Here is a 21,235-nt window from a genome sequence, read left to right as displayed (position 1 = left end):
CACGGTCCTGGCCGACGGCGTGCTCCGGCGTTTGTGGTGGGCGTAGTAGGTGGAAGGGGCGATCTTGCAGTCGTGCTCGGTGAGCGTCCTGCAGATCGGCTCGACGCCGCCGAAGCGGCCCTTGTGCTCGTCGATGAACGCTACGAGCGTGTGTGTGGCCGGTCGAGCTCGGCCGCGAAGAAAGACGCCGCCGCCTTCAGGATCTCGTTGGCCCGCTTCAGCTCGGCGTTCTCCTTCTTCAACACCTTGAGCTGGGCGGACTCGTCCGTCGTCGTCCCCGGCCGCTGCCCGGCGTCGATCTCGTGCTGCTTCACCCAGTTCCGCAGCGTCTCGCGGGACCCGATGTCCAGCTTCTCGACCACCGCCTGCAAGGCCGCGGTCTCGGTCGGGTGGTCGCCGCGGACCTCGGCGACCATGCGCACCGCACGTCGGCGCAGCTCAAGCGGGTAACGGGAAGGTCGTGCCATGACTCGATCCTTTCATGAAATCGAGCCTCCACCTGACCCGGGGCGGTTCAGTGGTCAGCGTGAGGATGCGCTGCATGACGCGGGTGACGATGCCGGCGGGTGTGCGGCCGTGGTGCCGTTCCAGGTCGAGCTGGGCGACGAGTTCCGGTTCGGCGTCGAGCAGGTCCAGCGCTTCCCGCTGCGCGACCACCCGTCGAGCCCGTGGACACCTCGATGCCCGCTAATTTCGTTGAGCCCGCACCCTGCAATCGTGTTGGCTAGCGGCACCGAATTGTCAGTACCGCAGGTGTCCGCTTGGCTGTAGCAGGGAGTTAAACGTGCAGGACATTGTTGTCGACCCGGTTGCCCACAATCGGGCAGCCTGGGACAAGTATGTCCAAGAGGGCAACGAGTGGTCGAGGCCGGTGAGTGCTGAGGATGTCGAGCGCGCCCGCATGGGCGACTGGTCGATTGTTCTCATCGGGCGTGAGCCAGTCGACCGCTCCTGGCTGCCGACGGACCTGACCGGCAAGGACGTGTTGTGCCTGGCCTCCGGCGGTGGCCAGCAGGGTCCGATCCTCGCCGCCGCAGGGGCGCGGGTCACCGTATTCGACAACTCACCCCGCCAGCTCGGCCAGGACCAGATGGTGGCGGCGCGCGACGGGCTCGAGCTGCGCACCGTCCTAGGCGACATGCGCGACCTCAGCGCCTTCGGCGACGCAACATTCGACATCGTATTCCATCCGGTCTCTAACCTATTCGTACCAGACTTGGCACCGGTGTGGCGTGAGTGCTTCCGCGTCCTGCGACCGGGCGGAACTCTGCTCGTGGGCTTCCTCAACCCTGATGTGTACTTGTTCGACCACGAGGCGCTCGACGAGCGCGGCGAGCTGATCGTCGTGCACAAGCTGCCCTACAGCGATGTCACGCAGTACTCCGCCGAGGAACGCGCCACGAAGTTCGGCGCGGATGCCCCTCTTGAATACAGCCACACCCTCACCGACCAGATCGGCGGGCAACTCGCCGCGGGGTTCGTCCTCACCGGCTTCGCGGAAGCGCCGCACCAATCCAACGCATCCGCTCAATACATGTCGAACTATCTTGCGACGCTGGCGGTCAAGCCGGGCTGACCCAGCCGTGGGGCCGGCCGAGACGGCCGGGTCTCCGAATGGCCAAGTGGAGCGCTGTGCCAGCCCGACCCCCCACTAACTTCGCTGAGCCCCATCCGGCCAGCTCGGAGCGTTTGACCGTCTCGCGGGAGCGGCCGCATTCCACGGGCGTGGAGTCCACGATCCATGCGTCGTCGCTCCACACGGATGTGTCGGTGGCCAGCAGCCGGGTGATCCGGCGGAACAGCTCGACGGCCTTGCGCAGGCGCTTGTTGTAGCCGGGCTGCTGGGGCAGGTACGGGAACAGACGCCGCAGGTGAGTGGGGGCGTGGCGGAGTCACTTGGCCTCGGAGGTGAACCCGAGCAAGGCTTGCATCACCGTGAGGGTTACCAGCTCGGCATCGGTGAGTTTGGGAGTGATCCCGACAGCCGGTCGCCACGGCCCGAGATGCGGCGATGCCTTCAGCATGTCGTCGGTCTTCACGTACAGGGCGGTGGCGAGGGAGTCCAAGTCTGGCGTCACAACCGCACTTTGGGCTCCCTCGCCTCATGCGCGCAGCCGATCCCTTGGAATCGATAATCTAGGGCCAATACCGGTGTTTTAGGACTTCACTCGTGGGGTTGGGGCTGTTCTGGTGGGCTCGGCGAGGGCGACGACGGGGTTGTCCGGGCGGGGTCGGTTGTTGTGTTCGGTGCGTTTGAGCGGCCAGTTGGACATTTTGCGTTTGATCACTCGCGGGTTGGACCGTAATCGTCTTGGTGCCAGGAGACGTTCGGTGATCTCACGCAGGGTCTGCGTCAGTGCCCGGGCGAGCCGGGAGGGGGGAAAATCCCGCCTGGCCGGTGGTCTGCCGGCGGACGACGCGCAAGGTGCGGGTGAAGGACATCCGGTCCGGGTCCTCTCTCTGCAGCTGGGCCGCCTGGTGCATGAGGTCGCGCAACGCGTGGTGCACGAGGAGGAACGCGAAGATCTCCTGCTCGACCCCGGCCGGATGCTGGGAGCGCAGGACGAAGCGGGGGCCACCCAGGTGAGTCTTGATCTCATCGAGGGTGGTCTCGATCTCCCAGCGCTCGGCGTAGAGTGTGGCCAGTTCTGTGGCCGGCGCGGTGGCCGGGTCCAGGAGCGTGGTGACCAGACGGTAGACGGTGCCCTCTCCGGGAGGGCCCAGGGTGTATTCGATGACGCGGACCGTTGCCGGGTCGGCTCGCCGGTTCTTGTCCCGGGCGGCAACAATCTGCGACAGGTACGAGCCATCGGACAACGCGGTCACCACAGGCAGGACCGCGTTGCTCCTGACCCGCCACAGCAGGTCCGCGCCGGTCGCCGCGGCGGCCCGCCACAGGTCGAAGCCGAGGAAGCCCCGGTCGGCTAGGAGTAGCATCCCCCTGGTCAGCGAGGGGAACAGGCGCCGGGACAGGACCGTCTCGTGCACGGCCAGCGGCGCGGCCTCGGCGGCGAACACGGCATGGGTACCGCACTCGACCAGAGCCACGGTCCTGGCCTGCGGATACGCGCTCCTGCCCTGGCCACGTCCCGTTCCCGGCCGCCCGAAGAAGGTGGCGTTCGCCTCCGTATCGGGAAGGTCGAATGTCGTCCCGTCCACCGCCACCAGCCGCAGACTTCGAAACCAGGCGCCCTGCGTCTCCCGGACCGCCACCGGCTGGCAGACCCGGGCGAACAACGCTTTCAACGGTTCATGGAGCCGTACTTGCCGATCGGCAGGTACGGCCCGTACCCCGAGCGACTGCGGCAGCAGTTTGAGGGTGCGATCTGGCGGTTCCGGACGGGAGGGCAGTGGCGGGAGATGCCGGAGGAGTTCGGCGCCTGGCCGACCGTCCACAACCGGTTCCGGCAGTGGAGGGATGCTGGCATCTTCGAAGCCCTGCTGGAGGGGATGATCGCGGAAGCCGCGAAGCGGGACCGAGTGGACTTGTCCCTGGTCAGTGTGGACTCCACCACCGTCCGAGCCCACCACGACGCCGCCGGGATGCACCTCGGCCAAGACGTCGGGCATCAGAAGCAGGGAAGGGGACCTCCTCCCGTGAACGGCGAGCCGTAGGAGGAGTGGGCCGCATGCCGGGACGCCCACCGGCCCGCGCCCGGCGCGCGCAGCGCCGTCCTTCTCGGTGAAGGCCCCGCGCGGGCTGGGCACGTCGGCCCGGAAACGTCGCGCAGGATGCTGGAGTGGGACGACCACCATTGGGTTCCCTCTGGTGTAGCTGACGACCATGCTGCGGCTGTGGAGGAGACCGGCTCCCAGGACGCAGCAGCTTGTGTTCCCCTTCCGCGGTTCAGTGCTCTGCCACCTGCTCCGGAGCCATGGCGGCCCACCGAGGAGTTCTGGCGTCCCTGACCCGGCGACACCAGAGGGCCCGCACAGCAGCTCCGACTGTGCGGGCCCTCCTTGCTCCTGACTTTGCGATAGCGCACGACGATACTGCCTGCCTCTCCGGCTCCTGCGCGGGACAAAAGCGGGAGAAGGCTGGGAGACAAGTGGGAGACGATCATGACGCGCAGATGCATGGAGGTGCTAGAAAGCGCTAGATCGGAATAGAAGTGGAGAGTGGATCATCCGGCGGACTCGCCCGCGTGCGGGCTCAGAACCCCCGCGCCGACCAGGGCAAAGAGCAAAATGCCCAGAATGATCCGGTAGATGACGAACGGCATGAAGCTCTTGGTCGTGATGAACTTCATGAACCAGGCGATAACGGCATAACCCACTCCGAACGCGATGATCGTCGCGAAGATCGTCGGCCCCCACGACACATGTCCCTCACCTGCGTCCTTCAGCTCGAAGATGCCCGAGGCGAGCACCGCCGGGATCGCGAGCAGGAAGGAGTAGCGGGCCGCCGCTTCACGGGTGTACCCCATCAGCAGACCGCCGCTGATGGTGGCGCCGGAGCGGGAGACACCCGGGATCAGGGCCAATGCCTGGCAGAAACCGAAGATCAGACCGTCCTTGACGCCGAGTTCCGCGAGCGTCTTGCGCTCCCTGACAGCCCGGTGCCTGCCGCCCGCCTCGTCGCGGGCGGCGAGGCGGTCGGCGATCCCGAGGACGATGCCCATGACGATCAGAGTGGTGGCGATCAGTCGCAGGTCCCGGAAGGGCCCCTCGATCTGGTCCTTGAACGTCACGCCGAGCACGCCGATGGGGATGGAGCCGACGATGACCAGCCAGCCCATCTGTGCGTCGTGGTCGCTGCGCATCGACCGGTCTGTCAGCGAGCGGAACCAGGACGAGACGATCCGCACGATGTCCTTGCGGAAGTAGATGAGGACTGCCGCCTCCGTGCCGATCTGGGTGATGGCGGTGAATGCCGCACCCGGGTCGTGCCAGCCGGCGAACGCTGCGGTGAGTCGCAGATGCGCGCTGGAGGAGATCGGCAGGAACTCGGTCAGTCCCTGAACGAGGCCCAGGATGAACGATTCGAACCAGCTCATGGGGCTTTGGCCATCCCGGAGGTGATCATGCATCGGCCGACGGTCGTGAGGGCCGTCGGCAGCGTGCGGATTTGCGGGCGAATGAGGGCAAGGTCGTGCAGCGCCCGGAGATTTTCGGTCGGTCGCGGGCAGAGTATCGCTCTCAGATGAACAGCGTTACGCATGCCCCCACGCCGCCCACCGCCCCGGTGCCCTCTCCGACGCGTACTGGATCACTCGGCGGCGAGGCGGTGGCGCTTGCGCCAGGCGACGACGGCCGCGCCGAGCCCCGTCAGCACGATGAACCCCATCGCGACCAGGAACGCGGGCGACGTCGGCGACGAGGCCTCGCTGCCCGCGACGACATATGCGGCGGTGTTCGGGACCGAGCCGAGCCCGGTGGCCACCAGGAAGGGCGGATACCCCATGCGCGAGACCGCCGCGCAGTAGTTGGCCGCAGCGAACGGCACACCGGGGAACAGCCGCAGCGCCAGCATCGAGCGGAAACCGTGCCGGCTCAGCTGACCGTCCGCCGCCTTGAGCCACCGCCCGCGCAGCAACGTACGGAGCGCGTCCTGCCCCAGCACCCTGCCCAGCCCGAACGAGACGCCCGCGCCGAGCACCGTGCCCGCCAGCGCGGCAGCCAGGCCCGACTGCGAACCGAAGAGCGCACCGGCGGCGAGGTTGAGCAGTGGACGCGGTATGAAGGCCACGGTGCACACGCCGTACGCGACACCGAACAGCACGACCGCGGCGGCGCCACCGCTCAGCCGGCCGGGCCAGCCGGTGGTGAGCAGCCGTTGGGGTTCGAGGAGCAGCATCGTCGCCGCGGCGGCCAGCAGCACCACCACGAGCAGCGAGAACCGGGACCAGGGCGAGAGCAACGCCCTCGTGCAGCGCACGACGAGGCCGGTGGCAGGCCGGGCGGCGGGGACGGGGTCGAGCATGCGGGGAGACTAACCGACGCCCGTATGTCATCGCCGCAATGCGAACGGTACGAGCCGGGCGGCCCATGCCGCTCCCGCGCCCGCTCCCGGCATCCGGTGGACGAGGCACCTCCGACGGCGGAGCGGAGGCCGAACTTCCGTGGCCGACCTGCTGCGTCCGCCGGAAAACCATTCGACGTGGCCACGTCCGTCGGCCATGATCGGACCCATGTTCCGGTACGCCTACCTCGCAGCGCAGTCCGCAGTCGCGGATGCGCCGAAGGCTGCCGTGAACCCCGCCACCGCAGCAGCAGTTGTCGCAACAGCGTTCACCGCTGCCGCAGCGCCCACCGGCGGCGCCCGAAGCTGACCCTCCCCCGACAGTCCGGCGGACCCCGCAAGGGGAGGGTCGGCGGGGCCCTGGGGTCTTCTCTCTCAGCTTCGAATTCCAAGGAATCAGCCATGCCCAAGACGGCATACGTGCGCACCAAGCCGCACCTCAACATCGGCACCATGGGTCACGTCGACCACGGCAAGACCACCCTGACCGCCGCCATCACCAAGGTCCTCAGCGACCGCGGAACCGGCACGTTCGTCCCGTTCGACCGGATCGACCGCGCGCCCGAGGAGACGCAGCGCGGCATCACCATCAACATTGCGCACGTCGAGTACGAGACCGACACCCGTCACTACGCGCATGTCGACATGCCGGGACACGCCGACTACATCAAGAACATGGTCACCGGCGCCGCCCAGCTCGACGGGGCGATCCTCGTCGTCTCCGCGCTCGACGGGATCATGCCGCAGACCGCCGAGCACGTCCTGCTCGCCCGCCAGGTGGGTGTCGACCACATCGTCGTCGCCCTCAACAAGGCCGACGCGGGCGACCCTGAGCTGACCGACCTGGTCGAGCTGGAGGTCCGCGAACTGCTCTCCGCGCACGGCTACGACGGTGACTCCGTCCCCGTCGTACGGGTGTCGGGCCTGAAGGCCCTGGAGGGCGACCCGCGGTGGACCGCGGCAGTCGAGGCGCTGCTGGACGCCGTCGACACGTACGTACCGGTGCCGGTCCGCTACACCGACGCGCCGTTCCTGCTGTCGGTGGAGAACGTCCTGACCATCACCGGACGGGGCACCGTCGTCACCGGAGCCGTCGAGCGCGGCACCGTCCGGGTCGGCGACCGGGTGTCGGTGCTCGGCCCGGACATCGAGACGGTCGTCACCGGTCTGGAGACCTTCGGCAAGCCGATGGAGTCCGCCCAGGCCGGCGACAACGTGGCCCTGCTGTTGCGCGGGGTGGAGCGCGACCGGGTCCGCCGCGGCCATGTCGTCGCGGCGCCCGGCAGCGTGACCCCGAGCCGCCGCTTCACCGCGCAGGTGTACGTCCTGTCGGCGCGGGAGGGCGGCCGGACCACCCCGGTCACCACCGGCTACCGGCCGCAGTTCTACATCCGCACCGCGGACGTCGTCGGCGACGTCGACCTCGGCGCGGTGGCGGTGGCGCGACCCGGAGACACGGTCGACCTGACCGTCGAACTGGGCCGTGACGTCCCGCTGGAGACCGGACTCGGCTTCGCGATCCGCGAGGGCGGCCGCACCGTCGGCGCAGGCACCGTCACCGGACTGCTCTGAGCCGTCTCGCACCAGGGGCCCGCCTCCCGCAACCCACGGGAGGCGGGCCCGGCGCCGTACCTCGACCCGAGCCGCCGGGCCGCGCGGCCCGTGCCGGGCTCGCCCGGTCCGTGGCGTACACCGAAGCCGTCGCCGCGGTCGTGAGCAGCTGATCCGGCACCCCACAATGGGGGAGTGAACGAGTCGATACCTGTCATCCGGGATGTGGACCAGGGCACCGCCAGACTCCTCCCCGACGTGGACCGGGACAGGGCCTGGCTGCTCACCGTCGACGGCGCGCCCCAGTCGTACGTCGACCTCGACGCGCCGGACCATCTCGAATTCGAGTACGCGCAACGGCTCGCCCATGTCATGGACTGCGCAGCGGCACCGGGCGCACCGCTGGACGTGCTCCATCTCGGCGGCGGTGCCCTCACCCTGCCCCGCTACGTCGCCGCGGTCAGGCCCGGCTCCCGCCAGGACGTCGCCGAGGCCGACCTCGGGCTCCTCGCCCTGGTCACCGAACATCTGCCGGTCCCCGACGACAGCCGGATCACCGTGCACGGCACGGACGCACGCAGCCGGCTGGAACAGACCCCGCCCGGCTCCGTCGACGTACTGATCGCGGATGTCTTCGGCGGCTCGCGGGTGCCCGCGCACCTCACCTCCGTCGAGTACGCACACGCTGCCCGGCGGGCGCTGCGCGACGACGGGATCTACGCCGCCAACCTCGCGGACGGCGCACCCTTCGACTTCCTCCGCTCCCAACTGGCCACCTTCGAGGCCGTCTTCGAGGAGCTCGCGCTCATCGCCGAACCGGCGGTGCTGCGTGGCCGGCGCTTCGGCAACGTCGTGCTCGTCGCATCCCGAAGCCCCATCGACACCGCGACGCTGACCCGCCGCTGCGCCGCCGACGCCTTCCCCGCCAGGGTCGAGTACGGCCCCGCGCTGGACCGGCTCGTCGGATCCGCCCGGCCGGTCCGGGACGGTGAGGCGGTCGCCTCACCCGAGCCGCCCGACGGAGCCTTCGGCATCGGCTGAGGCCGGCCCCCGAGACTTGTCCGTCACCACTGCGGTGGTGGCACCGGCACGGGCCAGATTGCGTACCTCGGGTACGAACAGCACGGCGCCGGTGACCAGCACGATCAGCACCGCGCAGCCCCACAGGGCCTGACTGCGTCCGACCAAGGTCTCCACCGGACCCGCGAGTGCGGTGGCGACCGGCATCATCGCCACCGAGCCGAACCAGTCGTACGCCGAGACGCGCGACAGCTTCTCCTCCGGGATCTCCTGATGCATGGCCGTCATCCACGAGACCCCGAACACCTCGATGGCGACGCCGCTGACGAACATCACCACGCAGAGCCCGGCCACCGGCAACGGCACCGCGAGCCCAGCGGACGGCAGGGCCAGCGGGAAGACGCAGAGGGTTCCGGCCAGCAGCAGCCGCCGGGGCTTCCAGCGCGTCATCAAGAGCGCCCCGCCCAGCGTGCCGACGCCGAAGGCGGCGAGCGCGAAGCCCCAGGGGCGGGCACCACCGAGCTCGTCCCTGGCGACCAGCGGTCCGTACACCGACTCGGCGGCCCCCACCGCGGCGACCACTACCGAGAACTGCGCCACGATGCTCCACAGCCAAGGGCGGCCGATGAACTCCTGCCAGCCTTCCCGCAGATCGGCGAGCAGGCCGCCGCCCGGTGCGCGGGACGGAATGTGGCTGACGTCCAGGAAGGCGCGCAGCGCACCCGCCAACGCGAAGGACGCGGCGTCGATGGCCAGCACCCAGCCCGGGTCCATCGCCGCGATCATGGCGCCGCCGAGGGCCGCGCCGCCGATCGTCGCGCCCTGCATGGACATTCGGAAGAGGGCGAAGGCACGGCTCGCCTGCTCGCGGCTGACGCTGGACATCAGCATGCCCTCAGCCGCCGGGTTGAAGAACGCCTGTCCGGTTCCGCACAACGCGGTGAGCAGCATCATCTGCCACAGTTTCGGATCGCCGGCCAGGACCAGCCAGGCGAAGGCGGCCTGCGAGACGCAGTTGAGGGCGTTCGCGGCGACCATGACCCGGTGGCGCGGCAGCCGGTCCGCGACGGCCCCGCCGACCAGCAGGAAGAGCACCAGCGGTGCCGTCCTGGCGGCGGCCACCAGACCGACGTCGCCGCCGTCGCCGCCCGACTCCAGAACCGCGAACGCCGCCGCGATCAGTGCGCCATGGGTGCCCAGGCCCGTGATGATCGCGGCGGCGGTCAGCAAGCGGTAATTGCGGCTGGGGCGGTGCGGCGGGGACGCGGGGGCGGAAGCGACAGTCACCTGGGGACTATCGCCGCCGGGCTCCCTGCGTGCAAGTTCCTTTTCCGAAGGCGGTGTACGGGGTCAGGAGGACGGGGCGACGTCCACCAGCCGCACGGTGCTGAGGATCTTCTGGATCGTCGTGTCAGGGAGTTCGTCCTTGACGGAATCCGCTCCGTACAAGACCCAGGACGCGAATTCGCCCTTCTTGTTCTTGAAGGTGAAGGCGATCGTCTTGCCGTCGCTGTCGCACTTCTTCCGCTTCGTGACATCGGGAGCGGTGGCCGTGACGACCTGGCCGGTCAGACCCGACTTGGTGGTGTACTGCTTGGGGTCGCTGATCTTGATGGTGCTCTGTGGCATGTGCTGCGCATAGGCGGCCCACGCCCATGTGCCGGCCTCGCTCCGGGCGTTCTTGGCGGCGTCGGTGGCGCCCTGGGCGCCCCTGGTGCCGGCGCTGGCCAGGCTCATGTCCTCCTTGGTGCCGTCCTTGTCGGGATCGTCCACGCACCACTTGCTCTGGTAGTACGTCGGTGCGGAGAAACCGATGAGGGGCGAGCCGTCACCCTTCTTGTCGTCCTCGAAGTACGAGAACGTGCCGGGAGTACCGACCTCCCAGTCGCCGGGCACGTCGAACTGCGTGCCCCACTTGGGGTTGGTGACGACCTTCCAGCCCGGGATCAGGGGCTCGGCGTCGTCGGTGCCGCGCGGGTTCGCCTCGGGCGAGGACGCGGACTGTGACGGCTTGGCGGTCGCCGACGCGTTCTTGTCGTCGGCGACGTCCTTGCCCTTGTCGTCGTCCTTGTTCAGCACGACGACACCGGTGACCGCGGCAGCCACGACGACCGCGGTGGCCGCGACGATCGCGACGGCCGTGGTCTTCTTCTTGCTGCCGTCGGGCTGCGGACCACCGGGCGGACCGGGTACCGAGTACTGCGGTGCCGTCGGCTGCTGGTAGGGGTTCGGCTGCGGGTAGCCGGGCTGCTGCCCCTGCTGGCCTTGCTGCGGGTACCCCGGCTGCTGTGCGGGCTGTCCGTGCTGCTGATATCCCGGCTGATGATAGGGATTCGGCTGCTGGTACCCCGGCTGCTGATACGGGTTCTGACTCGGGTCCTGCGGGTTTTGCTCGCCCCCGGGCGGCTGCTGTCCTGGCCACATGGCGAGTAACGATAGAGGGGCGGTGTCCGGTCGGCTACGCCCGCCCCCGTGAGCGGAAGGTGAAGGATGCGGTCGGGGGCGGGGCACGGAGGGATCCGGAGATGGCCAAAAAGTTCTACTCGTGAGTAACATCTGGTCATGAGTGCTGAACAGATGACCGCCGGCGAGATGCTCGCCGCGACGGTTCCGATGGCCCGGACCCTCAATCTCGAGTTTCTCGAGACAACCGCCGAGCGTGCGGTGGTCCGTCTGCCGGACCAGGCCGACTACCACAACCACATCGGCGGACCCCACGCCGGAGCGATGTTCACGCTCGCGGAATCGGCGAGCGGTGCGATCGTCATCGCCGCCTTCGGTGACCAGATGTCGCGTGCTGTGCCGCTGGCGGTCAAGGCGGAGATCGGTTACAAGAAGCTGGCCATGGGCGTCGTCACCGCGACGGCGACCCTCGGCCGCCCGGTGGCCGATGTCGTCGCCGAACTCGACAAGGGCGAGCGGCCCGAGTTCCCCGTGGTCATCGAGATCCGGCGTGCGGACGGCGCGGTGACCGGCGAGATGACGGTCGTGTGGACGCTGCGCCCCAACGCCTGATCCGGGACGGCTCCTTGAAGGGTCGCCGCGTACCCCGACAAAGGGGGCATGGCGGCCCTTCGTGCTGTTCGGGCAGATGGCGGGACAGGTAGCATTCCCGCCGTGCGCCGAGGAGTTGACCGGCGGGCAACGGGTCATCAGTAGGGGAGGAACCGGCGTTGCACATCCAGGAGTGGCTGGAGACAGTTCCCGCGGTCAGCGTTTACGTCCTGGTGGGCGTTGTCATCGGACTGGAGAGCCTCGGCATTCCGCTGCCGGGTGAGATCGTCCTGGTCAGCGCGGCGCTTTTGGCCGCCGGGCACGACGGAATCAACCCCTGGATCCTCGGGGCCTGCGCCTCGACGGGCGCGGTCATCGGTGACTCGGTCGGATACGCCATCGGTCGCAAGGGCGGACGGCCGCTCCTCGCCCGGCTCGGCGGGAAGTTCCCCAAGCACTTCGGCGACAGCCAGATCGGCATGGCGGAGCGGTCGTTCCAGAAATGGGGCGTGTGGGCGGTGTTCTTCGGCCGCTTCGTCGCGCTGCTCCGGATCTTCGCGGGGCCGCTGGCCGGCGTACTGCACATGCCGTACTGGAAATTCCTGATCGCCAACGTGCTGGGCGGCATCGTCTGGGCCGGTGGCACCACGGCCGTCGTCTACTCGGTGGGAGTCGTCGCAGAGGCCTGGCTCAAGAGGTTCTCCTATCTCGGCCTGGTGGTCGCGGTGCTGATCGGCGTGACCTCGATGCTGGTCCTGAAGAACCGGGCCAAGAAGGCGGCGGCACAGTCGTCGCTCGTTCCCGCGCGCGACGCGGGGACCGTACCGGCCGCGGACTGACCCGGCCGGGGCTGTGCGGGGGCGCTCGAACCCCGTTCGGTCCCGCTCAGCTCTCGTGTGCCTGTCGGTGTGCCTCGGCCAGCTCCACATAGGCCGCCGCGTTGAACTTGATGCCTTCGAGCTCCTCCTCGGTCAGCTGCCGCTTGACCTTGGCGGGGACACCCGCGACGAGCGAGCCCGGGGGTACCTGCATCCCCTGCGGGACCAGTGCCTGCGCCGCGATCAGTGAACCGGCGCCGATGTGGGCACCGTTGAGAACGGTGGATCCCATGCCGACCAGGACGTCGTCCTCGATGGTGCACCCGTGCAGTACGGCGTTGTGCCCGACCGAGACGCGCTCGCCGACCGTGACCGGGAACCCGGGGTCGACGTGGACGCTGCAGTTGTCCTGGATATTGCTGTCGGCGCCGATGACGATGGGGCCGCAGTCGGCGCGCAGCACGGCGTGGTACCAGACGCTGGAGCCCGCGGCCATGGTGATCTCACCGATCACGACCGACGTCGGCGCGGTGAAGGCCCTCGCGTCGATGTCCGGCTCCTTGCCGCCCATCCCCGTGATCAACGCCTGTTCTGCCATTGCCCGTTCCTCCGGTCACCGCTGTTCGATCGCGTCAGGGAAACGGTATGCGACGGGCGGCGGACAGCCGCCGAGTGGGGTGAACATCACAGGCGACCGCAGTGATCACGCCGGGCGTCGCCGACTACCGTGTGCGAGTGCCCAAGAACAGGAACGCGTTCTCTTCCCTCGCCGCCTGGCGGCGGCGCGCGCAGTCCCGGGTCGTCCACCGCGGCTGGCGCTGGGTGCAGGAGTCGGGCGCCGTCACCGCGGAACACCCCGGCGGGCTGCGGTTCCGCCGGATCGGCGCAGGCACCCGGCTGGCCTTCCCGCAGGGCACGGTCTTCGGGGAGCCGTGGATCGAGCTCGGCGCCCACTGCGTGATCGGTGAACAAGTCACGCTGACGGCCGGACTCATGCCCGACCTGGACCTCGGTTCCGAGGCGATCCTGACGCTGGGGGACGGAGTGGTGCTCGGCCGCGGCAGCCATGTCGTCGCCGACACCAGGGTGAGCATCGGCTCGGACACGTACTGCGGCCCGTACGTCTACATCACATCCACGAATCACAGTTACGACGATCCGCACGAGCCGGTCGGCAAGCAGTGGCCCCGCATGGAGCCGGTCTCCATCGGGCCGGGCTGCTGGATCGGCACCGGAGCGGTGATCCTGCCCGGGGCCACGCTCGGGCGCAATGTGGTGGTCGCCGCGGGCGCGGTGGTACGGGGTGAGGTGCCCGACCACGCGGTGGTGGCCGGTGCTCCCGCCCGTGTCGTACGCAGCTGGGATCCCGAGAAGGGCTGGCAGCCTCCTCTACGCACCCCTGCTCCGGTGCCGATCCCGACGGGTGTCACGCCCGAGCAATTGCTGGCCCTGTCGGAACCGGGTGAGACTTCGGGCCCGTCCGGCGACTGAGGCGGCTGGTGTCCGGCCCTCAGCCGGTCGCCAGCAGCACCGTGCCCACCAGGGCGAGCCCCGCCCCGGCCGCCTGCACCCCGCGCAGCCGTTCCTTGAGCACTCCGCGCGCGGCCAGGGCCGTGACCACCGGATAGAGCGAGGCGAGCACGGCGGCCACGGTGATCGGGCCGTGCTGTGCCGCGATCGAGTAGGTGCCGTTGGCCGCGACATCCGCGAGCCCGACGAACGCAAGGGCGGGCAGCGAGGCCAGCACCACGGCGGCCCCACCCTCCTCCGGCAGCGCGCGGGCCCCGCGGCGCACCGATACGTACAGGGCCGTACCGCCCACCGCGATATTAGTGAGGCGCTGGACGAAGAGCGCAAGGAACAGCCCGGTGATCGTCGTGGACGCCTCGGCGATCAGGGACATCACCGCACCGAAGCCGAACGCGGCCACCAGGGTCAGCAGCACCGCCCGGCGCTGCACCGGCGCCCCGCGCAACTGCGGACCACCGGCCAGCACGATGCCCACCACGGCGACGCCGACCCCCGCGAACTGCGGCAACCCCGGCCGCTCCCCGGCGACGAGTCCGACGCTCACCGGCACGGCGACGCCCAGCGATCCGAGCGGGGAGACGACGCCCATCGGGCCGAGCGCCAGGGCCTTGTAGAAGCTCAGCATCGCCATCGGTCCGACAGCGCCCGCCGCGACGGCGAACCAGAGCTGCGGGCCCGCCTCGCTCCAGCCGCCAGTGGCGATCACGATGACGCCCAGCACCACGGCCGCGGTGGTCTGTGAGACGACGACCACGGTGAGCGCGGGCGTACGTCGGGTGAGCAGCCCGCCGCCGAAGTCGGCCAGCCCCCAGAGCAGGCTGGTGGCCAGGGCGAACAGTGCTGTCATTGCATGCCTCGCAGTACAGTGCGATGAACGGTTGGGTGCACCACACCGACACGCTGCTCGATGACGAGCAGAGCGCACCGGTCCGGCTGGTGCCCGAGAGCCAGGCGGTGCGGATGTGGTCCACGGAGGCGGGCAGCTTCACCACCCTGCTCGTCGGTGCGGAGGCCGGGGGCCCGCTCGAACTCTGGTCCTGGCGCCTGATGCCGGGCGAGGGCAGCACCTCCGATCCGCATTCCGAAGGCACCGTGTACTGATCGGCAGCGGCAGCCTACGGGGCAAGCTGATCGTCCCGGGCAAGGCGCTGGCGGCGCTGCCGGGCGCGGTGGTCGTCGACGGCCTCGGCATCAGGGGCTGAGACGACTGCCGCCCGTCGCCAGGAGCCGTGGTTCTCAGCCGTGCGTGTGGCACAGGGCCTGGAACGGCACGCCGCTCCGGTACGACGGCAGCCAGTGGGACGCGAAGTCGACGGCGTCGGTGAAGCGGAAGAGTCGACTCGTTGATGACGAGCCCACCGGGCCGGTGCGGACGGCCGCACCGTCGGCGGAGCGGGCGAAGTCCGCTCCCAGGGCCGCGAAGTCGCTGTCGTCCAGCGCGACGTCCTCGTACTCCCACCACTGGCGCCGGCCGCCGGAAGCCACCACGCAGCGATAGCTGCGGCGGGGCGGGGCGGGCACCCGGTACTCGCCGAGATGGAACGCGGTGCAGGTGTCGAACCCGGTGCCCAGCAGGAGCACTTGGGCCCGCAGGTCATAGAGGCGGGCCAGTGGCGAGTCCTCGCCGAGGTGGCAGTCGGGACGGTGGTGCGCCACCACTTCCCGGGCCGAGGGGCCGAGCGCGGCGAAGGACGTCTGGGGGTGGCCGCTGCGCACCGCCCCCTCGGTGAGCCGCACTGCCTCGGCGAGGCGACCCATCGACGGTGCGGCCGAGGTCGCCGGGTCGAAGGGTGGCATGTTCGCCCGTACGGCTTCCCGGGCTTGGTCGGTGAGGCCGCGCACCCGGTCGAGGTAGTGCGGGGAGGTGTCGGAGTTCTCCGGGGTGAAGGCAGGGACGACGAGTGTGCCGTGCGCGCCGAGGGCATCCCGTAACGCGTCGACCACCGCCCGGACCCCACCGCTCACCGGCCCCACCGCGCGCATCGACGCATGCACCAGGAGGACGCCGCTCCGCTCCACGCCCAGCTCGGACAGCTGCCCGGCCAGAACGGTTCGGCTGTGGCGGACGGTTGGCGCAGTCGAAGTACTCACAGCGGGTCATTCTCCCAGTCGGACGCCGGGTGTGACACCACGCACATTCGGTCGATGGGGGCATCGCCGCGTCGGTGAAGGAGTCGGCGGCCGACGAGACCCCGGCGCGTCTCGCGCCGAGCGCCGCGGTCGACAAGTGCGGTAGTCGGCATGCGTCGCGGACTCATTTGGCTGGAACCTTGTTGCCGAACCTGACGGTGGGTAGGTTCCCCACCGATGTCAGGTCCCGGGCACAACCCGAATAGGCGCCTCCGCTCCGACCAACGAGTGGAGGTCATCCTGGCTGCTGCAACGGCGGTGTTCGCGGAACAGGGCTACGATCGTTCGTCCATGCGCGAGATCGCACGTTTCGCCGGCGTGACAACGCCGGTGCTGTACGACCATTTCCAGAGCAAGGCCGATCTCTATACGGCTACCGTGGAGAGTCAGGCCAAGCTGCTGGTCTCCCAATGGGTGACCGACTCGGCGTCGGTGACGCCCGGGGAACTGTTCAACTCGACAACGGCGGCATTCTTTCTCGCGGTCAGCCGTTCCGAAGTAACCTGGCGACTGCTGTTCGCAGACCGGCCCAGCGCGCCGGAGGCCGCGGCGGTGCAACAACAGGTCCAGCAGTACGCGACTGAGGCCATCGTCGCCTCGCTGCACAAGCTGCCGAAGCTGAAAGGCCCGATCGCCGTGGATGACGGCCGTGCCTACTACGCGCTCGCCGAGGCGATCAAAGGTGCGGGACACTCGCTGATCGAGTGGTGGCAGAACAACAAAGACGTACCGATAGAACAGATCGCATCGCTGAACAAATTACTGATCTGGAACGGTCTGGCCAGCATGGCCATCGGCCCGACGGGTCAGCGGGATGAATGTGATGAGCCGGTATACAAGGGAGACGGTGAAATAGTGTGACGCCCTCGCTGCCGTTCCGGTGCGATTTTTATCGCGCTGATTCGGCTGCGCTGCGGCGACTTGCGTGAAGATTAATCAATCGGGGGTTCCATGCTCATGAACGTGCAGTCAAAAAAGCTACGCGTGGCGATCATATTCCCTGGTCAGGGGGCACAGCAGGCGCGCATGGGCGTCGGCCTGTATGGTGTCGAGCCCGTTTTCACCCAAACCATGGACGAATTCTTCAGGGCCGTCGGGGACGACGGACCCGCGCTGCGCGCCGATTGGCTCTCGGCTGATCCGGGGCCGGAATTCGACGACTGTTCACGTGCCCAGCCATTGCTGTTCGCACTCGGTCATGCGCTGGCCGCCGCGGTGATCGCCCGCGGTGTCGACGCGAGGGTGCTCGTCGGCCACAGCGTCGGCGAGCTGGCCGCCGCGGTCACCGCCGGGGTGTTCAGCATCCAGGACGGTGGTCAGGTGATGTCGGCGCGCACCGAGGCGATGGCCGCGACCGTGCCGGGCGGGATGCTCGCGGTGGCCGCGGGCGTGGACCAGGTGCGCGAAGCGCTCGGTCGTACCGGCACCGACCGCACCGCTGCCAACGAGATCGGTGAGGGGGTCGCCGTCGCCGCCGTCAACACGCCGAAGCAGACGGTGCTCGCCGGATCCACGACTGCGCTGGCCGCCGCGGCGACTCGCCTGTTGGCCGGCCGGATCGCCTGCCAACGGGCGAGGGCGCGGCAGGCGTTCCACAGCCCGCTGTGCGAAAAGGCCGCCGCTGAGTTCGGCGCCGTGTTCGAGCGGATTGAGCTTCGCCCGCCGGCCATCACCATCCGGTCCACCTGTACCGGCCGGGACGTCACCGACCGACAGGCGCTCACTCCGGAATTCTGGGCCGGTCAGCTCGCGAGACCGGTCATGTTCTGGTCGACGATGGACGATCTGCTGAATTCCGGCCGGTACCTGCTGCTGGAGGCAGGGCCGGGCGGCAGCTGCGGCACCATGCTGCGTCGGCATCCTGCCATCAGGTCCGGGGAAAGCCGTGTGCTGCCCCTCCTGCCGGTGCTCGCCGAGGGCGATGCTTCTCGGGTTTTCGAAGGAGCCGTCCTGGACGCTGTCGCGCTGTCCGGCGAACCGGCAGGCACTCCGTAGTAGTCAGTCGGAACCGCGCCGAGAAAAATCTCTTCGAATCAAACAGGACGGTCATTTTCTGACCGCATGCACGAGCGGGCATTCACTCGTTGCTGAAACAGGGGGATTGTCAAGGTCATGCCCAATTCAGCCTATGAGTCGTGGTGCAGGCGACTCCATGATCATATTTCACCGAATTTTTCCCGGGCCGAGCCCCGGTTGAGGGCATGGACGTATATCCATGGCCTCGCCGATGTCTCGGTCGACAACCGCAGCTCACGAAAGCACCTGGCCACCTACCCCGGTGAGCGCAGGGCGGACGGCGCGCAGCGTCTGCTGACCAGCGCGCAGTGGGACGAGGACAAGGTCAAATCCGATCTGATCGGCTTCGTCAAGACCAGGTTCGGTTCCACCGGCGGCATGCTGTACGTCACCGAGATGGCTTTCCCCAAGAAGGGCACGAACGCGGCCGGAGTCGAGCGGCAGTTCAGTGTGGAGAGCGCGCGTCAGGAGAACTGCCAGATCGGCATCCTGCTGTTCTACGAGGCGGCCGACGGATCGCTGGTGCTGATCGACCGCGACCTGTATGTGCCGCGCAGCTGGATAAGTGATCCGGAGAGATGCCGCAGGGCGTCCATGCCGATGGGGATGGCGTACCGCTCGAAGTCGGCGATCGCGGTCCAGTTGGTCCGCCGCGCCCTCGCGGCCGGCATCGCTCCGCAGTGGACGCTGATGTCGGTGCTGTGTCCGGACAAGACGGCCGCGCAACGGGCGCTGCAGCAGGACGGCCTTCAGCACGTGATGCCGTTGACGCCCAGTGAGTTCGGCGCGTTCGCCCGTGCGAGCGGTCCCCAGCCGCACGCGGTTTCCCACGAGTTGTATACCGATGGCTTCCTGGCCGAGATGGCCGACCGCTCGGAGCGGCACGGGGAACCCGACCAGGCGGTCCGGTGCCGGCTGCGCCGGATAACGCCGGCCGCCGGCCCCATGTCCCGCTTCGATATCTCGTATCTGGTGGACAGCGTGGCCGATCGGGGAACCGGGCGCTCTCCGGGCCACTACTACGCCTGCACCGCGCGCGACCTCTCCAACGGCAAGCTGGCCGAGGCGGTGTCGACCCTCAAGCGGCTGGCCGTGAATTCGAGCCGGGTACGGCACGAGATCGGCATAGACCGGTACGAGGTGCGCAGTTGGCGCGGCTGGTACCGGCACATGACCCTGGCCATGATCGCGCACACCGCCATGGCCCTGGTGCGCAACGACGAGTTCGGCCGCTGCGCCTAGGTGTACTGACCCGTGAGGTTGGGGACGCGGCTGGTCGGCCTGATTCGTCGGACAGCCCCCCGGCGGCCCCGCCGGGGTGACCCATGGCCCCCGTTCCACTGCCCGGAGGGGCAGGGGTACACCGCGCGGGGACAGCATTGGTCGGCTGGACGAGGAAGATGGCGGCGCCGGCGGCGGGGGAGCGACGTGCGGACAACTACGGCTGGGCCGCACATGCTCACCCCGCCGTCCGGCACCGCTCAGCCATGGACCGAAACCCCTTCCCGGTCCCGGGCCACGGTCACCGCGGTCAGGGCCAGGCCGTTCGCGACCAGCCAGCGGCCGGTCATGTGGGTGAGGGCGGCTCCGCCCGCCTCGGCCGCGGGAGTGCGCAGTCGAGCGGTGAACATGTCGGTGCCCGGCCGGAAGGTGAGCAGCGCGTCGCCGAAGTCAAGCCAGCGTCCGGTCAGTGGGAACCACGCTTTGTAGATGCTCTCCTTGGCGCTGAACAACAGCCGTTCCCAGCACACCGACGGGGCCGACCGCCGCAGTGCCGCGATCCGTTCCCGCTCCCACTCGACGGTGATCACGTCGATCAGGCCGACGGACAACGGCCGGTGCGGCTCGGCGTCGATCCCCAGCGAGATCACCTTCCGGTCGAGGCAGGTGGCCGCCGCCCGGTAGCCGTCGCAGTGAGTGATGCTGCCGACCACCCCGGCCGGCCAGCGCGGCGATCCGCCGGCATCGCGTGGTATCGCCGTCGGCGGGAGGCCGAGCTTGCCCAGCGCCCGCCGCGCGCAGTCCCTGGCCGCCGTGAACTCCACGCGCCGCCGATCACCCGCGCCGCCCAGCAAGGCCTCCTCCTCGGGGTACGTCGAGTATGCCGGGTGGGCCAACGTGCCCTGTCCGGCGGGAAGTCGGCCGACGGACTCGGCCACGGCCACGGTGTCCGGCAGGATTGCCTCGATCATCATGCCTCCGTGCCGGCTGCTCACACGACCGTATCCGAATGGGACAACATCGCGGCCAGCCCGTAGGCCAGCCCCATCACGCCCAGTTCCAGGCCCGCCCAGCCGAGCAGCGTGGTGGACCGCCCGGCCACGATGTGCGGCATCAGCCGGTAGCGGATCCGGCCACCCAGCAGGGCGAGCAGCAGTACACACCCCAGCTTGGCCAGTGCGATGGCGCCGTAATCGGTGTGCCACAGCGTGGCGATCCCGGCATCGGGGGTGGCTGTCATCTGCACCACCGCGTCCACCACGCCCGTGCAACCGACCAGGACCAGGGCCACGGTGGCCAGTTGGGAGAACCGTGGCAGGGCGACCGCGAGTTCGGCACGGTGCGAGACCACCAGTAGCACCAGGGCCAACAGGCCACCGGTCCAGGCCGCGGCTCCGATCACATGCGCTCCCCGGGTGAGGATGATCAGCCCGTGGTAGGCGGAGTGCTGGCCGTGGCCGGTCAGCGGCAGCGGCAACAGCGCGGCGCCGGCCGCGATCAGCCGCAGTTCGGGGGGCACCGCGTCGGGCCGGGACCGGCACACCACGTTGATAACCAGGCAGAGGAGGCCGATGGCGGCGGTGGCCAGCAGTGCCAGTCCGGTGCGCTGGGCGCGTACTTGCTCGGTGAGGAGACCGAAACCGCCCTGCCGGCCGGACGCGCCGTCCGCCGACTCGAGCACCAGGGAAACCACGGCCGCCACCACGAGCAGGACGTTCGCCGGCACCGACGCCCGCAGGGCCGCTCGGCCCATCACGGGCGAATTCTTCACCAACAACACCGGAAGCAGCCCGAAGCCGAGCATGGCCGCGGCGGCGAGGCCGGTCAGCGCACGGGCGACCGGCAGACCGTAGTCGATCAGCGCATCGGGCACCGAGGCCGCGAGCTGTGCCCCTGGGATCTTGACGGTCGTGGCGACCAGCACGCTGATGACCACGCCGGCGAACAGGCCCACCACGGCCGATGTCCGTGGGCGCGGCGATTGCGGGTCCGC

At 69.2% G+C, this 21,235-nt stretch carries 21 protein-coding genes and 6 pseudogenes; 14 read left to right on the top strand and 13 right to left on the bottom strand.

The window, feature by feature from the left end; genetic code table 11:
- Nucleotides 1-467 (bottom strand): annotated as a pseudogene (locus tag ACZ3IC_RS20340) (transposase); the annotation flags it as partial.
- Complete coding sequence (locus ACZ3IC_RS20335; RefSeq protein WP_467417932.1) at nucleotides 439-657, bottom strand: hypothetical protein; 219 nt, start codon at nucleotides 655-657, stop codon at nucleotides 439-441. The gene ACZ3IC_RS20335 and the pseudogene ACZ3IC_RS20340, both read right to left, overlap by 29 nt.
- A 127-nt stretch (nucleotides 658-784) precedes the next feature.
- Between ACZ3IC_RS20335 and ACZ3IC_RS20330 the strand changes: the two genes are divergently transcribed.
- Nucleotides 785-1,576, top strand: a complete 792-nt coding sequence (locus ACZ3IC_RS20330) for a class I SAM-dependent methyltransferase (protein WP_467417903.1) — start codon at nucleotides 785-787, stop codon at nucleotides 1,574-1,576.
- Nucleotides 1,577-1,667: 91 nt separating this feature from the next.
- On the opposite strand, the pseudogene ACZ3IC_RS20325 reads toward ACZ3IC_RS20330, so the two are convergent.
- Nucleotides 1,668-2,078 (bottom strand): annotated as a pseudogene (locus tag ACZ3IC_RS20325) (transposase family protein); the annotation flags it as partial.
- A gap of 259 nt (nucleotides 2,079-2,337) precedes the next feature.
- The gene (locus ACZ3IC_RS20320) at nucleotides 2,338-3,246 is read right to left on the bottom strand and encodes an IS4 family transposase (protein ID WP_467417901.1); all 909 of its coding nucleotides are present in this window, start codon (nucleotides 3,244-3,246) and stop codon (nucleotides 2,338-2,340) included.
- Nucleotides 3,247-3,252: 6 nt separating this feature from the next.
- Here ACZ3IC_RS20320 and ACZ3IC_RS20315 point away from each other — a divergent pair.
- Nucleotides 3,253-3,558, top strand: a pseudogene (locus tag ACZ3IC_RS20315) (transposase); the annotation flags it as partial.
- 69 nt (nucleotides 3,559-3,627) lie between these two features.
- A pseudogene (locus ACZ3IC_RS20310) lies at nucleotides 3,628-3,909 on the top strand (DUF6087 family protein); the annotation flags it as partial.
- 215 nt (nucleotides 3,910-4,124) lie between these two features.
- Here the strand turns inward: ACZ3IC_RS20310 and ACZ3IC_RS20305 are convergent.
- Both ACZ3IC_RS20305 and ACZ3IC_RS20300 read right to left on the bottom strand, forming a co-directional pair.
- Nucleotides 4,125-4,997 carry an undecaprenyl-diphosphate phosphatase gene (locus ACZ3IC_RS20305; protein ID WP_467417899.1) on the bottom strand — a complete coding sequence of 291 codons (873 nt, stop codon included), beginning with the start codon at nucleotides 4,995-4,997 and terminating at the stop codon, nucleotides 4,125-4,127.
- 212 nt (nucleotides 4,998-5,209) lie between these two features.
- Entirely contained in the window at nucleotides 5,210-5,923 is a 714-nt protein-coding gene (locus tag ACZ3IC_RS20300; RefSeq protein ID WP_467417898.1) for a TVP38/TMEM64 family protein, read from the bottom strand.
- Nucleotides 5,924-6,131: 208 nt separating this feature from the next.
- On the opposite strand from ACZ3IC_RS20300, the gene ACZ3IC_RS20295 reads away from it, so the two are divergent.
- The 3 genes from ACZ3IC_RS20295 to ACZ3IC_RS20285 all read left to right on the top strand — a co-directional run bounded on the left by ACZ3IC_RS20295 (nucleotide 6,132) and on the right by ACZ3IC_RS20285 (nucleotide 8,554).
- A complete protein-coding gene (locus ACZ3IC_RS20295) occupies nucleotides 6,132-6,272 on the top strand; it encodes a hypothetical protein (RefSeq protein WP_467417896.1) in 141 nt (46 codons plus the stop codon).
- Nucleotides 6,273-6,364: 92 nt separating this feature from the next.
- Nucleotides 6,365-7,534 (top strand): elongation factor Tu, encoded by a 1,170-nt coding sequence (gene tuf, locus ACZ3IC_RS20290; RefSeq protein WP_467417894.1) that lies wholly within the window; start codon nucleotides 6,365-6,367, stop codon nucleotides 7,532-7,534.
- 174 nt (nucleotides 7,535-7,708) lie between these two features.
- Nucleotides 7,709-8,554: a spermidine synthase gene (locus ACZ3IC_RS20285; RefSeq protein WP_467417893.1), complete on the top strand. Its 846-nt coding sequence runs from the start codon at nucleotides 7,709-7,711 to the stop codon at nucleotides 8,552-8,554.
- Here ACZ3IC_RS20285 and ACZ3IC_RS20280 read toward each other — a convergent pair.
- Together ACZ3IC_RS20280 and ACZ3IC_RS20275 are read right to left on the bottom strand one after the other, a co-directional pair.
- Nucleotides 8,516-9,820 (bottom strand): MFS transporter, encoded by a 1,305-nt coding sequence (locus tag ACZ3IC_RS20280; RefSeq protein WP_467417892.1) that lies wholly within the window; start codon nucleotides 9,818-9,820, stop codon nucleotides 8,516-8,518. The two genes, ACZ3IC_RS20285 and ACZ3IC_RS20280, sit on opposite strands and share 39 nt — an antisense overlap.
- Before the next feature lie 63 nt (nucleotides 9,821-9,883).
- The gene (locus tag ACZ3IC_RS20275; RefSeq protein WP_467417890.1) at nucleotides 9,884-10,957 is read right to left on the bottom strand and encodes a DUF8017 domain-containing protein; all 1,074 of its coding nucleotides are present in this window, start codon (nucleotides 10,955-10,957) and stop codon (nucleotides 9,884-9,886) included.
- A 153-nt stretch (nucleotides 10,958-11,110) separates the two neighbouring features.
- Here ACZ3IC_RS20275 and ACZ3IC_RS20270 point away from each other — a divergent pair, with 153 nt between their 5' ends.
- Nucleotides 11,111-11,548, top strand: coding sequence for a DUF4442 domain-containing protein (locus tag ACZ3IC_RS20270; protein WP_467417925.1), 438 nt, complete (start codon nucleotides 11,111-11,113; stop codon nucleotides 11,546-11,548).
- Nucleotides 11,549-11,706: 158 nt separating this feature from the next.
- Nucleotides 11,707-12,366, top strand: a complete 660-nt coding sequence (locus ACZ3IC_RS20265; RefSeq protein WP_467417889.1) for a DedA family protein — start codon at nucleotides 11,707-11,709, stop codon at nucleotides 12,364-12,366.
- 46 nt (nucleotides 12,367-12,412) lie between these two features.
- Here the strand turns inward: ACZ3IC_RS20265 and ACZ3IC_RS20260 are convergent, their stop codons facing one another.
- Entirely contained in the window at nucleotides 12,413-12,943 is a 531-nt protein-coding gene (locus ACZ3IC_RS20260) for a gamma carbonic anhydrase family protein (RefSeq protein WP_467417887.1), read from the bottom strand.
- 137 nt (nucleotides 12,944-13,080) lie between these two features.
- Here ACZ3IC_RS20260 and ACZ3IC_RS20255 point away from each other — a divergent pair, with 137 nt between their 5' ends.
- Entirely contained in the window at nucleotides 13,081-13,836 is a 756-nt protein-coding gene (locus ACZ3IC_RS20255; RefSeq protein WP_467417886.1) for an acyltransferase, read from the top strand.
- Nucleotides 13,837-13,855: 19 nt separating this feature from the next.
- Here ACZ3IC_RS20255 and ACZ3IC_RS20250 read toward each other — a convergent pair whose 3' ends face one another.
- Nucleotides 13,856-14,722, bottom strand: a complete 867-nt coding sequence (locus ACZ3IC_RS20250) for an EamA family transporter (protein WP_467417885.1) — start codon at nucleotides 14,720-14,722, stop codon at nucleotides 13,856-13,858.
- A gap of 50 nt (nucleotides 14,723-14,772) precedes the next feature.
- On the opposite strand from ACZ3IC_RS20250, the pseudogene ACZ3IC_RS20245 reads away from it, so the two are divergent.
- Nucleotides 14,773-14,970, top strand: a pseudogene (locus ACZ3IC_RS20245) (transcriptional regulator); the annotation flags it as partial.
- Nucleotides 14,970-15,077, top strand: a pseudogene (locus ACZ3IC_RS20240) (YbaK/EbsC family protein); the annotation flags it as partial. The pseudogenes ACZ3IC_RS20245 and ACZ3IC_RS20240, both read left to right, overlap by 1 nt.
- 34 nt (nucleotides 15,078-15,111) lie before the next feature.
- On the opposite strand, the gene ACZ3IC_RS20235 reads toward ACZ3IC_RS20240, so the two are convergent.
- A complete protein-coding gene (locus ACZ3IC_RS20235; protein ID WP_467417884.1) occupies nucleotides 15,112-15,966 on the bottom strand; it encodes an AAC(3) family N-acetyltransferase in 855 nt (284 codons plus the stop codon).
- A gap of 267 nt (nucleotides 15,967-16,233) precedes the next feature.
- Between ACZ3IC_RS20235 and ACZ3IC_RS20230 the strand changes: the two genes are divergently transcribed.
- The 3 genes from ACZ3IC_RS20230 (at nucleotide 16,234) to ACZ3IC_RS20220 (ending at nucleotide 19,263) form a co-directional block, all read left to right on the top strand.
- The gene (locus ACZ3IC_RS20230; RefSeq protein WP_467417883.1) at nucleotides 16,234-16,866 is read left to right on the top strand and encodes a TetR/AcrR family transcriptional regulator; all 633 of its coding nucleotides are present in this window, start codon (nucleotides 16,234-16,236) and stop codon (nucleotides 16,864-16,866) included.
- 90 nt (nucleotides 16,867-16,956) lie between these two features.
- Complete coding sequence (locus ACZ3IC_RS20225; protein WP_467417881.1) at nucleotides 16,957-18,000, top strand: acyltransferase domain-containing protein; 1,044 nt, start codon at nucleotides 16,957-16,959, stop codon at nucleotides 17,998-18,000.
- Nucleotides 18,001-18,117: 117 nt separating this feature from the next.
- Entirely contained in the window at nucleotides 18,118-19,263 is a 1,146-nt protein-coding gene (locus ACZ3IC_RS20220; protein WP_467417880.1) for an IS701 family transposase, read from the top strand.
- Nucleotides 19,264-19,502: 239 nt separating this feature from the next.
- Here ACZ3IC_RS20220 and ACZ3IC_RS20215 read toward each other — a convergent pair whose 3' ends face one another.
- Together ACZ3IC_RS20215 and ACZ3IC_RS20210 are read right to left on the bottom strand one after the other, a co-directional pair.
- Nucleotides 19,503-20,216, bottom strand: coding sequence for a 4'-phosphopantetheinyl transferase family protein (locus tag ACZ3IC_RS20215; RefSeq protein ID WP_467417879.1), 714 nt, complete (start codon nucleotides 20,214-20,216; stop codon nucleotides 19,503-19,505).
- 17 nt (nucleotides 20,217-20,233) lie between these two features.
- Nucleotides 20,234-21,199, bottom strand: coding sequence for a CopD family protein (locus ACZ3IC_RS20210; protein WP_467417878.1), 966 nt, complete (start codon nucleotides 21,197-21,199; stop codon nucleotides 20,234-20,236).
- Between the last annotated feature and the right edge of the window lie 36 nt (nucleotides 21,200-21,235).

This window comes from Streptomyces sp. NPDC002958 (assembly GCF_055563255.1).
The sequence above is the reverse complement of the archived record's forward strand: the minus strand, read 5'-3'. Positions and strand labels throughout refer to the sequence as shown.

Coding starts and splice junctions, on each gene's coding strand:
- ACZ3IC_RS20270 (WP_467417925.1), top strand. CDS start 11,111: ATGACCGCCGGCGAGATGCTCGCCGCGACGGTTCCGATGGCCCGGACC.
- ACZ3IC_RS20250 (WP_467417885.1), bottom strand. CDS start 14,722: ATGACAGCACTGTTCGCCCTGGCCACCAGCCTGCTCTGGGGGCTGGCC.
- ACZ3IC_RS20225 (WP_467417881.1), top strand. CDS start 16,957: ATGCTCATGAACGTGCAGTCAAAAAAGCTACGCGTGGCGATCATATTC.
- ACZ3IC_RS20220 (WP_467417880.1), top strand. CDS start 18,118: ATGCCCAATTCAGCCTATGAGTCGTGGTGCAGGCGACTCCATGATCAT.
- ACZ3IC_RS20295 (WP_467417896.1), top strand. CDS start 6,132: ATGTTCCGGTACGCCTACCTCGCAGCGCAGTCCGCAGTCGCGGATGCG.
- ACZ3IC_RS20215 (WP_467417879.1), bottom strand. CDS start 20,216: ATGATGATCGAGGCAATCCTGCCGGACACCGTGGCCGTGGCCGAGTCC.
- tuf (WP_467417894.1), top strand. CDS start 6,365: ATGCCCAAGACGGCATACGTGCGCACCAAGCCGCACCTCAACATCGGC.
- ACZ3IC_RS20300 (WP_467417898.1), bottom strand. CDS start 5,923: ATGCTCGACCCCGTCCCCGCCGCCCGGCCTGCCACCGGCCTCGTCGTG.
- ACZ3IC_RS20275 (WP_467417890.1), bottom strand. CDS start 10,957: ATGTGGCCAGGACAGCAGCCGCCCGGGGGCGAGCAAAACCCGCAGGAC.
- ACZ3IC_RS20305 (WP_467417899.1), bottom strand. CDS start 4,997: ATGAGCTGGTTCGAATCGTTCATCCTGGGCCTCGTTCAGGGACTGACC.
- ACZ3IC_RS20260 (WP_467417887.1), bottom strand. CDS start 12,943: ATGGCAGAACAGGCGTTGATCACGGGGATGGGCGGCAAGGAGCCGGAC.